Here is an 11054-nt window from a genome sequence, read left to right as displayed (position 1 = left end):
TCATTATAACTACTGAGATTCAGGCTTTTCTATTTCGTCCCTAATTGTGGGACAGCAGTGGCCGAAGCTCCTTTTTTAATGAGCAACCGGCCAATCAATGCGTGGCTGCTTCACCGTCATCAGCCTGCGCTGCCTGCGCCTGTGACTGGGCCAGCGCCTGCTGATACAAAGCATCGAAGTTTACCGGTGCCAGCATCACCGGTGGGAAGCCGCCTTTCACACACAGGGAATCGATGGACTCGCGCGCGTAAGGGAACAGGATATTCGGCGCTGCTGTGCCAAGCACCCGGCGCAGGTCCTCTCCCTCTATACCCGTGATCATGAAAATACCTGCCTGCTGGACTTCCACCAGAAATGCAGTTTCTTCTTCGACCTTGGCCGTGATAGTGATGGACAGCACAACTTCAAAGTTACCGTTGTCATCAATCTTGTCGCTCTTGGTGTTGAGATCAACGTTTACTGCCGGCTGCCACTGCTTCTTGAACACTCCCGGTGTCGCTGGCGACTCAAAAGAAATGTCCTTGGTGTAGATACGCTGCATCGCGAATTGCTGTTGAACCTGTTCTTCGGCCATTTTGCCGTCCTCCATTAGTCTTGAATATTGCGGCGCCCGGTCAGGACACCTGTTTGAGTAACTCGTCCAGTTCGCCCGCCCGCTCCAGGCGCGCCAGGTCGTCATAGCCGCCCACATGGCGGTCGCCGATCCAGATCTGCGGCACCGTGCGCCGGCCGCTCTTATCCATCATCTCCCGGCGCAGTTCCGGGCGCGTGTCCACGCCAATGTCTTCATAGCCCACCTTCTTGCTGTCCAGCAGCAAGCGAGCCCGTACGCAGTAGGGGCAGAAGCGGGTAGAGTACATCAGTACGCCGGTTTGCACTGACATCAGCCGTTATTCACCACCGGCAGTTGCAGGTTAGTCCACTCCAGCATGCCGCCGCGCATGATATTCACATTGGCATAGCCATCGGCGTTGAGCTTCTTGCCCACGGCCCCGGCAGACTGACCCATCTTGCAAACCAGAACGATGGGTTTATCCCGGTAGTTTTCCAACAGCCCGGTATTCGCCATCAACTTGCTCGTGGGTATGTGCATGGCATCGGCGATGTGACCCGCGCGGAATTCAGCCGTGTCGCGCATATCTACAAAGACACCCTGCTCGGCATTGATCACATTTATGGCCTGCTGCGGCGTCAGCGAGGTTCCCGACTTGCGGGTTTCATGCATAAACAGCATGACCGCCACTGCAAGCAGTGCCGCCACCAGCAGCCATTGCTGGGTGAGGAATTCTATATATAGCGCCATGGTATTTTCGGTCTCAGGGCGGCAAGGCCGCCGGAATGTTTCGCGTACGCACCCGGCCCAAAAGCCGGGAGGTATCGCCAAAAGCCCCGGAGTATACAGGCTCAGCGGGCGTGCAACCAGCCCTGAAAGGCCCGCAGGCACTGGCCTGTGCGGTCTCACGCAGATGCCATGCAAGGGAATGCCAGACAGGGTAAAATGCCCACCTGCAGCAGCCACCTGGAAAACTGGAAACCCTATGAGCGACAGCCCGAAACGACCCACCGTACTGATTATCCTCGACGGTTGGGGCTACCGCGAGGAGACGCAGGACAACGCCATTGCCAATGCTACAACACCGGTGTGGGATCGCCTCTGGCGGGAAGCTCCCCACACGCTGGTATCAGGCTCCGGCCTGGATGTGGGCCTGCCCGCAGGGCAGATGGGCAACTCTGAAGTAGGCCACATGAGCCTGGGCTCGGGGAGGGTTATATTTCAGAACATTACCCGTATTGACCAGGCCATCGCCGACGGCAGCTTCGACGAAAACCCGGCCTACACCGCAGCCATCGACAAGGCTGTTGCTGGTAATGGTGCTGTACACCTTTTCGGTCTGCTGTCCCCGGGTGGTGTACACAGCCATGAGCAGCAAATTTTCGCCGCTGTGCGCCTGGCCGCTGCGCGCGGGGCGCAACGTGTTTACCTGCATGCCTTTCTTGACGGACGCGATACGCCACCGCGCAGCGCCGGCCCATCCCTGGAAAAGGCCGAGCAGCTCTTTGCTGAACTGGGTTGCGGGCGCGTAGCCAGCATCTGCGGACGCTATTACGCCATGGACCGCGACAATCGCTGGGACCGGGTTGAGCCGGCATACCGGCTACTCACCGAGGGCGTTGCCGAGTTTACAGCAGAGACCGGGACTGCGGGACTGGAGGCGGCCTACGCGCGAGAAGAGAACGATGAGTTCGTGCTGCCCACTGCAGTTCGCCCCGCCGGGGAGCCTGCCGCCGTGGTAGCAGATGGCGATGTTGTGCTGTTCATGAACTTTCGCGCGGACCGCGCCAGGGAAATGACCCGCGCCTTTGTCGACGACGAGTTCGATGGCTTCAAGCGGCGTGTGCGACCCCAACTTGCGGACTTCGTCACGACCACCGAATATGCGGCTGATATCGACGCCCGGTGCGCCTTTCCGCCGGAACCATTAAAGAACGTCCTGGGGGACTATATCGCCCAGCTTGGCCTGACCCAGCTACGCATTGCCGAGACCGAGAAATACGCCCACGTCACTTTCTTCTTCAGCGGCGGTCAGGAAGCGCTGTTTCCCGGCGAAGACAGGGAACTCATCCCCTCACCGAACGTCGCGACTTACGACCTGCAACCGGAAATGAGCGCCAACGAGGTTACCGATAAACTGGTGGCCGCCATCCGCTCCGGTCAGTACGACCTGCTTGTCTGCAACTATGCCAATGGCGATATGGTGGGCCATACGGGCGACTACAATGCCGCTGTAAAGGCGGTACAAACACTGGACGCCTGTCTGGGCCGGGTCGAGCAAGCGCTGTTGGAGGTCAACGGCCAGGCGCTGGTGACGGCCGACCACGGTAACTGCGAGCAGATGATGGACTATGCATCAGGGCAGCATCACACCCAGCATACTACCGAGCTGGTGCCCCTGGTTTACATTGGCTCTGAACCGGTAAAGCTGGATCCGCAGGGAGGCATTCTCGCGGATATTGCGCCGACGCTGCTGGGCCTGATGGGCCTGCCGCAGCCTGACGAGATGACCGGTCGCGACCTGGCCGGCAACAACTCCTGAGCCCAAGAGCCGCAGCCACACGCCCCGCCCTGGCCCGGCTGGGCCCGGCCCGCGCAGCCGTACTCGCCGCGCTGGTGTGGATGGCGGCATTACCTTCGATGGCACTGGCTCAGTCCGATGAGGAGAAGGCGCGTGCCGACCTGCAGGCGCTGAAGACAGAGATCGCCCGCATCAATCAGGAAATCGGCAGTGCAAGCAAGCGCCGTGATTTACTGCAAACCCAGCTGCGCGATGCGGAAGTGGAGCAAGCGCGAATAGCACGCGATATCGGGCGTGCCCAGCGCGCCAGTGCCGACCAACGCGCGGAATTGAAAACCCTGCAGGCGGAAAAGACGCGCCTTGAGCGAGCCCGCGATGATCAAAAATCACGCATTGCCGTGGAGTTGAGGACCGCCTGGCAGATGGGCCAGCAGGGTCAGATAAAAGTCCTGCTCAACCAGGAAAGCCCGGATACCGTGGCCCGCGTCATGACCTACTATCGCTATTTTTTCCGGGCGCGCAACGAATTGCTCACTGCCTTCCGCGATACCCTGGTCGAGCTGCAACACACCGAACAGCGCATCGCCACGACCCTGCGTGAGTTGCAGGAGCGCGAACAACGCCTCGCTGAGCAACAGAAAAAACTGGTGGCCGCGCAAGACAAACGCAAACTGGCAGTGACTCAGCTCAACGAGAGCATCCGGGGCAAGGGCGAACAGCTCAAGCAGATGCAGGCCGACCAGGCTGAACTACAAAAGCTGCTCGATGCGATCCGCGAAGCTGTGGTCAATCTGCAGGTGCCGGAAAACGTCCAGCCATTCAAGGCTGCGCGAGGCAAAATGCCCTGGCCGGTACCTGGTCGCGCCAGCGCCCGCTTCGGCAACCCTCGCAACCAGGGAAAAATGCGCTGGCAGGGAGTGACCATTCCCGCTGATGCGGGCACGCCGGTGAAAGCGATCCACCATGGCCGCGTCGTCTATGCGGACTGGCTACGCGGCATGGGCCTGCTGCTGATCATCGATCACGGCGAGGGCTATATGAGCCTCTATGCGCACAACCAGAGCCTGCTTCGCGATGTAGGCGAATGGGTCACAGCAGAGACACCGATAAGCACGGTTGGCGACAGCGGCGGCCAGTCACGTCCGGCCCTGTATTTCGAAGTTCGCGAAAAGGGTAAGCCGGTAAACCCGTCCCGCTGGTGTCGCCGATAGTACGACCGTGTGCCGCATCGCGGCCCTTGGCCACGATCGCAGGCTTTGGGGTACACTTGCCGTCTAACGATTGAAATAAGGCTTCGGCCGATTGGCGGTACCCATGCGTTGCTTCATTTTTTATAGATCACTGCTGCCCCTGGTGATAGCTGCCTGCCTCGCGCTTCCTGCACAGGCGGCCATCGAAGAGAAGGGGCAACTGCCGCTGGAAGAGCTGCGCACCTTCGCTGACGTCTACAACCAGATTCGCGTCGGCTACGTAGAAGACATCGAAGACAGTAAACTGTTGGAATACGCTATCCAGGGCATGCTCATGGGCCTGGATCCTCACTCGGTCTACCTTACTCGCGAGGCGTTTGAGGGACTGCAGGAAGTTACCAGTGGCGAGTTCAGCGGACTGGGCCTGGAGGTGGGGATGGAAGATGGTTACATTAAAATCATTTCCCCCATCGACGGTTCCCCGGCGGCTGCGGCCGGCCTGCAAAGTGGTGACGTCATTTTGAAGTTGGGGAAAATGCCGGTTAAGGGAATGAGCCTGAACGAGGCCATCGACATGATGCGTGGCCCGGTGGGCAGCGCAATCGAATTGAGTATCGGGCGCCCCGGTGAGAGCCAGCCATTTGAAGTCACACTGGTTCGTGATGTCATTCGCGTGGCCAGCGTGCGCCAGCGCTGGCTGGAACCCGGCTATGGTTACATTCGTATTGCCCAGTTCCAGAGCTCCACCGGCGAGGATGTGACAGAGGCCCTGTCCAGCCTGATGCAGGAGCAACCTTTACTGGGGCTGGTACTCGATCTGCGCAACAACCCCGGCGGCGTACTGCGTTCCAGCGTCGATGTCGCCGGCCTGTTCATGGACGGCGGCAAGGTGGTGTACACAGAGGGCCGACTACCCAATTCGGATATGGACTTTCAGGCTGAGCCTGCGGACGCCACCTCGGGAACGCCCCTGGTCGTGCTTATTAATTCAGGCTCTGCGAGTGCTTCCGAGATCGTGGCCGGCGCCCTGCAGGATCATCGCCGCGCGGTGATCATGGGCACCCGCAGTTTCGGCAAGGGGTCGGTGCAGACCGTACTGCCCATATCGGATTCCCGCGCTGTGAAGCTCACTACCGCCCTGTACTTCACACCCAACGGGCGTTCGATTCAGGCAGAGGGTATTGAGCCAGATATCGAGGTGGAGCGTGCGCGCGTCACCGCTTACGACACTCGTCGCGGAGTGACGGAAGCCGACTTGTCCGGTCACCTCGACAACATCAACGGCGAGAGCCATACAACAGAAAAGAAGCCCGCCAGCGCCTTGCTGAGTCGGGACAACCAACTGTACGAGGCCCTGACCCTGCTCAAAGGCCTGAACGTACTAGGGATGCGTGATAAAAAGACCAACGAAAACGGGGACGCGGTTCAGGGCGAGTCCTGACCGCAGGGGGTCACCTGCACTGCCCGGCCTGATCGCCTGGCTGCTGCTGGTGTGCATATCATCCGGCGCCAGTGCCTCAGGCCACTGGACTGATTCCTGTGCTGACCTGCCGCCCCAGGGCCTGGCGGCCCCTGACCCGCGTGGGACTGTGGTGTTGATCATCGACGATCTCGGTTACCACTACGACACCGGTATGGACATGGTTGAACTGCCTGGAAAAGTTAATCTCGCGGTCCTCCCCCATACACCCTATGCCACGAAACTGGCACGCGCCGGGCATCAAGCGGGCAAGGAGATCATGCTCCATGCTCCCATGAGCAACTCCGGGGGCATGCCGATAGGACCGGGAGGACTAACCCCCTCGCTGTCCGAGGAAGACTTTGCCCAGGTACTGGAAGCGGACATCGAGGCCATCCCCCACGTGCGCGGTATCAACAACCACATGGGTAGCGAACTGACCACCATGCCGCAACAAATGGGCTGGGTGATGGGAACGCTGTTACGCCGCAATCTCTACTTCGTTGATTCACGCACCAGCCCAGCGACAATCGCCGGAAAGACGGCTGCTCGCTTCGCAGTACCCCATTTGTCACGCTCAGTCTTCCTCGATAACGAGGCAACGGAAAGGGCGATCGACAGGCAGTTCCGGGCTCTGGTCAGGAGAGCCGAACACAAGGGACTGGCAGTGGGTATAGGGCACCCCTACGCGGAGACCGCAAACTACTTGCACAAGGCACTGCCCGCCCTGAAGTGTCGTGGGATCCGCCTGGCACTGGTCTCAGAGGTGTTAAGGGAGTCGGGCAGTTTACCGGACACGGCGGCGCCACCGCTGGATGATTACAGTCCTGCTTCAGAGCCGGACTTCGATACCATGCTCAGCCATATAAGCCTTGGCCTCGGGGACAGTGTACTCTCCGAAGTGAAAGATACTCGCGGCGAGCACGGCGTCGGCACCGCCCAGGGTGATACCTTCTACCAGGTGATCCAGGTTACCCACTCCCCCTGACGCAATCACCGGAATTTCTACCGCGTCAGTGATTGCGCGAGTCACGCCCAGCTCAAAACCGTTCCTGGTTCCGTCGCGGTCCATGCTGGTGAGAAGTATTTCACCGGCGCCCAGGTCTGCCATTTTTCGCGCCCAGGCCACCGCATCGATACCGGTGGGTTTACGCCCCCCGTGCGTGAAGATCTCATAGCGCGGCGCGCCATCGACATCCTCAACGCGCTTGGCATCGATAGCGACGACAATGCACTGCGAACCAAAGCGCTCCGCGGATTCACGTACCAGCTCTGGATTATGAATCGCAGCCGTATTGATACTGACCTTGTCGGCCCCGGCATTGAGCATGGTGCGAATGTCGTTTACGGTGCGGATACCTCCGCCGACAGTTAGCGGTATAAACACATTCTCGGCGATCTGCTCAACCGTGTGTACAGTGGTCTCCCGTCCCTCGTGACTGGCTGTTATATCCAGAAACGTGATTTCGTCGGCGCCCTGTTCGTTATAGCGCATGGCGATTTCCACGGGATCACCCGCATCGCGAATATCGACAAAGTTGACGCCTTTTACCACGCGTCCGTTCTCGACATCCAGGCAGGGAATTATACGCTTGGCCAGACCCATGAAACTTACGCTCCGATGCCGTCACAAAGGCGCTGGGCCTCGGCCACATCCAGGGTGCCCTCGTAGATCGCACGTCCGGTTATCGCGCCGCAGATACCCTGGTCGGAGACAGCTTTCAGGGCGCGTATGTCATCTAGATTGGTGATGCCACCGGAGGCAATAATCGGAATGGAGGATGCGTTGGCCATGGCGACAGTCGCCTCGACATTAACCCCCTGCATCATCCCGTCGCGGGCTATGTCGGTATAGACAATGGAAGACACGCCATCAGATTCAAACTGCCTGGCGAGGTCTGCCGCCTGAATAGTTGAAACTTCTGCCCAGCCGTCAGTGGCCACCAGGCCATCTTTTGCATCGAGGCCGACAATCACCTTTCCAGGAAAGGCGCGACAGGCCTCGCCAACAAAGTCGGGCTCCTTAACGGCCCTGGTACCAATGATGACAAAGCTGACACCGGCCCTGATGTAATGCTCGATTGTTTCCAGGCTGCGAATACCACCGCCAATCTGGATAGGCAGGTCAGGGTAGGCGGCGGCAATAGCTGTCACCACCTCTCCGTTGACTGGCTCTCCGGCAAAAGCACCGTTGAGATCGACCAGGTGCAGGCGCCGGCAACCCGCATCTACCCAGCGCGCAGCCATGGCCACGGGGTCATCTGAAAAGACCGTACTGTCTTCCATAAGGCCCTGGCGCAGGCGCACGCAGTGGCCGTCTTTTAAATCAATGGCGGGGATAATCAGCATTGGCCGTTCCATGTCAGGAAGTTTTTCAATAGTTGCAAGCCGGCAGTGTGGCTCTTCTCAGGGTGAAACTGGGTGGCAAAAAGATTGTCGCGGGCCAGGGCGGCGTCGGCAACAACACCGTAGTCGAGCGCGCCGGCAACCAGCTCCCTGTCCTCAACATCCACGTAGTAGCTGTGCACAAAGTAGAACCGGGCACCGTCATCGATGCCGTGCCACAGCGGGTGATCGCGCACCTGTCGTACCTGGTTCCAGCCCATGTGTGGCACCTTCAGGCGGTTACCCTGTGCGTCGGTCAGCGGGTTGCCAAAATAGCGTACCTCACCGGGCATCAGGCCGAGGCAGTTTACCCCTCCGTTTTCTTCAGAGTGGGTCATCAGGGCCTGCATGCCGACGCATATTGCCAATACCGGTTTGTGCTGCTCCACCATGGCCTCGGCCAGCAGCTGGTCACACCCAAGCCGCCGGATCTCGTCCATGCAATCACGCATGGCGCCCACCCCGGGAAAGACCACGCGGTCGGCTTCGCGAATCTGCGCAGCGTCATGGGTGACAACAACTTTGCCTGCACCCACGTGCGCCAGGGCACTGGCCACTGAATGCAGGTTACCCATGCCGTAATCAATGACGGCAACTACACCACTCATTGCAATATCCTAGAGTACGCCCTTGGTGGACGGCGTTACGCCGGCCATACGCGGATCTTCTGCCAGCGCCATACGCATGGCGCGGCCAAAGGCCTTGAAGACGGTCTCAATCTGGTGGTGCGTATTATCGCCACGCAGGTTGTCCACGTGCAGGGTGACCTGGGCGTGATTGACGAAGCCCTGGAAGAACTCCATAAACAGGTCCACGTCGAAACCACCCACGGCGGCGCGCGTGAACGGCACATTGAACGTCAGTCCGGGACGACCGGAAAAGTCGATGACGACGCGCGAGAGCGCTTCATCAAGCGGACAGTAGGCGTGGCCGTAACGCATGATGCCTTTCTTGTCACCCAGCGCCTGGTTGAACGCTTGCCCCAGGGTAATACCGATATCCTCGACAGTGTGATGATCGTCGATGTGCAGGTCACCCACCGCCTTGATATCCAGGTCGATCAGACCATGGCGAGCGATCTGGTCCAGCATGTGCTCCAGAAACGGGATTCCCGTGTCCAGGGCCGCTGCACCAGTACCGTCCAGGTTCACCGCCGCGGTAATCTGCGTTTCCAGCGTATTACGTTCCACTCTGGCCTTGCGTTCAGCCATGGGCTACTCCAAATGCGTCCACATTCGGGGCCTGCCCCCGAAAAAGGGCCACAGTATAGGGCAACAACTAGCTGATTTCACTGGCGACCTTCATGCACTTCTGACGCGCTATGCGGCCCGCGGGCGCCATCACCCCGGAGGCGATGGTCCCCCATGGCGGAATCCAGTACCATCACCCACCTTGCCAAACTGAAACAGCGTTCCCGCAAGGGTGGTCACTCGCCACCGTGGAACCCTGAGAACACGAGAACCCTGCCGCCCCATGTCCGCCGATTTCGCCCAACGAGTTCTCACCTGGTTCGACCAAAACGGTCGCCATGACCTGCCCTGGCAGCATGACACAAGCCCCTACCGGGTCTGGGTGTCAGAGATCATGCTGCAGCAAACTCAGGTCAACACAGTCATTCCCTACTTCCAGCGCATGATGCAACACTTCCCCACCGTGGAGGCCCTCGCCGCCGCACCCGAAGACGAGGTTTTACATCTGTGGACAGGGCTGGGCTACTACGCCAGGGCGCGCAACCTGCACAAGGCCGCAAAGCACGTCAGCGAAAATCTGTCGGGGCAATTTCCGGACACCCTGGAAGGCCTGGAGTCTCTGCCCGGCGTTGGGCGCTCTACTGCCGGCGCCATTCTCAGTATTGCGCATGGCAGGCGGGCCAGCATACTGGATGGCAACGTCAAGCGGGTTTTGGCTCGCTACCGCGCCGTGGATGGCTGGCCCGGAACACGCCAGGTGCATGATGAACTCTGGCGCATTGCCGAGACCTTGACACCCCAGGCGCGCTGCGCAGACTACACCCAGGCAATGATGGATCTCGGAGCAACGCTCTGTAAGCGCTCTTCGCCGCGCTGCGAGGAATGCCCGCTGCGCAATGACTGCGAAGCCCATGCCAACGGGAGACAGCTGGACTATCCGGGAAAGAAACCGAAAAAAACTCTGCCGGTCAGGGAAACACGCTTCCTGATGATCCGCGATCCCGGTGGCCAACTACTGCTGGAGAAACGTCCTGCTACAGGAATATGGGGCGGGCTATGGTGTTTCCCCGAGGCCGCTGACCTGATTCCCGAAAGCCATTGCCTTGACCTCACCGGGTTGGTGCCCAGCGCAACGCAGAGCTGGCCGGTATTTCGCCACACCTTCAGCCACTATCACCTGGATATCGAACCGGTGCTGGCAGAAATCACAGCCAGCCCGGGGCGGATAATGGATGCAAACCGCCAGCTCTGGTATAACGTCCGCCAGCCCCCGAAAATAGGCCTGGCAGCTCCCGTAGTCGGGCTGCTGGCGCAACTCGCCGCTAACCGGCAAGTAGAGGAGTAAACAGATGCCCCGCACGATTTTCTGCAAGAAGTACCAGCAAGAGCTGGAAGGACTGGACGCGCCGCCTTATCCCGGGCCGAAGGGCCAGGATATATTTGAGAACGTCTCTAAGCAGGCCTGGCAGGACTGGCAGGGCCACCAGACCATGTTGATCAATGAAAAGCACCTCTCGCTGGCAGACCCCGAGGCGCGTAAGTACCTTCAGGGTGAAATGGATAAGTTCTTCGCTGGTGAGGACTATGACAAGGCCGAGGGATACGTACCACCCAGCTCATAATGACTTGGGGGAGTCGGCCCAAGCCACCCTTGACTAGGAAGGGTCATACGGGTTTAATACGCGCCTCTCGCTTTTCGCGACCTCGCCCGGATAGCTCAGTTGGTAGAGCAGGGGATTGAAAATCCCCGTGTCGG

The 11054-nt window shown here is 59.6% G+C and carries 12 protein-coding genes and 1 pseudogene; 6 read left to right on the top strand and 7 right to left on the bottom strand.

Annotated elements, in window-relative coordinates; genetic code table 11:
• Nucleotides 1–94: 94 nt before the first annotated feature.
• Genes secB through C0039_RS20685 form a run of 3 tightly spaced genes read right to left on the bottom strand, consistent with a single transcriptional unit; the run spans nt 95 to nt 1303 of the window.
• Nucleotides 95–574, bottom strand: coding sequence for a protein-export chaperone SecB (gene secB / locus C0039_RS20695; protein ID WP_076002207.1), 480 nt, complete (start codon nt 572–574; stop codon nt 95–97).
• Between the two features lie 40 nt (nt 575–614).
• The gene (grxC, locus tag C0039_RS20690) at nt 615–884 is read right to left on the bottom strand and encodes a glutaredoxin 3 (RefSeq protein ID WP_101519171.1); all 270 of its coding nucleotides are present in this window, start codon (nt 882–884) and stop codon (nt 615–617) included.
• Complete coding sequence (locus C0039_RS20685; RefSeq protein ID WP_075999854.1) at nt 884–1303, bottom strand: rhodanese-like domain-containing protein; 420 nt, start codon at nt 1301–1303, stop codon at nt 884–886. The genes grxC and C0039_RS20685 overlap by 1 nt, the downstream gene beginning before the upstream one ends.
• A gap of 235 nt (nt 1304–1538) precedes the next feature.
• Between C0039_RS20685 and gpmI the strand changes: the two genes are divergently transcribed.
• From gpmI to C0039_RS21385, 4 genes and pseudogenes are all read left to right on the top strand, one after another.
• The gene (gene gpmI / locus C0039_RS20680; protein WP_075999853.1) at nt 1539–3095 is read left to right on the top strand and encodes a 2,3-bisphosphoglycerate-independent phosphoglycerate mutase; all 1557 of its coding nucleotides are present in this window, start codon (nt 1539–1541) and stop codon (nt 3093–3095) included.
• A gap of 98 nt (nt 3096–3193) precedes the next feature.
• Nucleotides 3194–4285, top strand: a complete 1092-nt coding sequence (locus C0039_RS20675) for a murein hydrolase activator EnvC family protein (protein ID WP_165787211.1) — start codon at nt 3194–3196, stop codon at nt 4283–4285.
• Nucleotides 4286–4388: 103 nt separating this feature from the next.
• The gene (locus C0039_RS20670; protein WP_101519170.1) at nt 4389–5705 is read left to right on the top strand and encodes a S41 family peptidase; all 1317 of its coding nucleotides are present in this window, start codon (nt 4389–4391) and stop codon (nt 5703–5705) included.
• Nucleotides 5656–6480: pseudogene (locus C0039_RS21385) on the top strand (divergent polysaccharide deacetylase family protein); the annotation flags it as partial. The gene C0039_RS20670 and the pseudogene C0039_RS21385, both read left to right, overlap by 50 nt.
• Before the next feature lie 75 nt (nt 6481–6555).
• On the opposite strand, the gene hisF reads toward C0039_RS21385, so the two are convergent.
• Genes hisF through hisB form a run of 4 tightly spaced genes read right to left on the bottom strand, consistent with a single transcriptional unit; the run spans nt 6556 to nt 9319 of the window.
• Nucleotides 6556–7329 carry an imidazole glycerol phosphate synthase subunit HisF gene (hisF, locus tag C0039_RS20660; RefSeq protein WP_101519168.1) on the bottom strand — a complete coding sequence of 258 codons (774 nt, stop codon included), beginning with the start codon at nt 7327–7329 and terminating at the stop codon, nt 6556–6558.
• 5 nt (nt 7330–7334) lie between these two features.
• A complete protein-coding gene (gene hisA / locus C0039_RS20655; RefSeq protein WP_075999848.1) occupies nt 7335–8072 on the bottom strand; it encodes a 1-(5-phosphoribosyl)-5-[(5-phosphoribosylamino)methylideneamino]imidazole-4-carboxamide isomerase in 738 nt (245 codons plus the stop codon).
• A complete protein-coding gene (hisH, locus tag C0039_RS20650; protein WP_075999847.1) occupies nt 8066–8716 on the bottom strand; it encodes an imidazole glycerol phosphate synthase subunit HisH in 651 nt (216 codons plus the stop codon). The genes hisA and hisH overlap by 7 nt, the downstream gene beginning before the upstream one ends.
• Nucleotides 8717–8725: 9 nt before the next feature.
• A complete protein-coding gene (gene hisB, locus C0039_RS20645; protein WP_075999846.1) occupies nt 8726–9319 on the bottom strand; it encodes an imidazoleglycerol-phosphate dehydratase HisB in 594 nt (197 codons plus the stop codon).
• A gap of 262 nt (nt 9320–9581) precedes the next feature.
• Between hisB and mutY the strand changes: the two genes are divergently transcribed.
• Both mutY and C0039_RS20635 read left to right on the top strand, forming a co-directional pair.
• Complete coding sequence (gene mutY, locus C0039_RS20640) at nt 9582–10643, top strand: A/G-specific adenine glycosylase (protein WP_075999845.1); 1062 nt, start codon at nt 9582–9584, stop codon at nt 10641–10643.
• A gap of 4 nt (nt 10644–10647) precedes the next feature.
• A complete protein-coding gene (locus tag C0039_RS20635; RefSeq protein WP_075999844.1) occupies nt 10648–10920 on the top strand; it encodes an oxidative damage protection protein in 273 nt (90 codons plus the stop codon).
• Nucleotides 10921–11054 lie beyond the last annotated feature (134 nt).

Origin of the sequence: Pseudohalioglobus lutimaris (assembly GCF_002866825.1) — a bacterium.
In the GTDB taxonomy this organism is placed as follows: domain Bacteria; phylum Pseudomonadota; class Gammaproteobacteria; order Pseudomonadales; family Halieaceae; genus Halioglobus; species Halioglobus lutimaris.
Note: the sequence above shows the minus strand (reverse complement) of the source record. Positions and strands in the feature narration are given on the sequence as shown.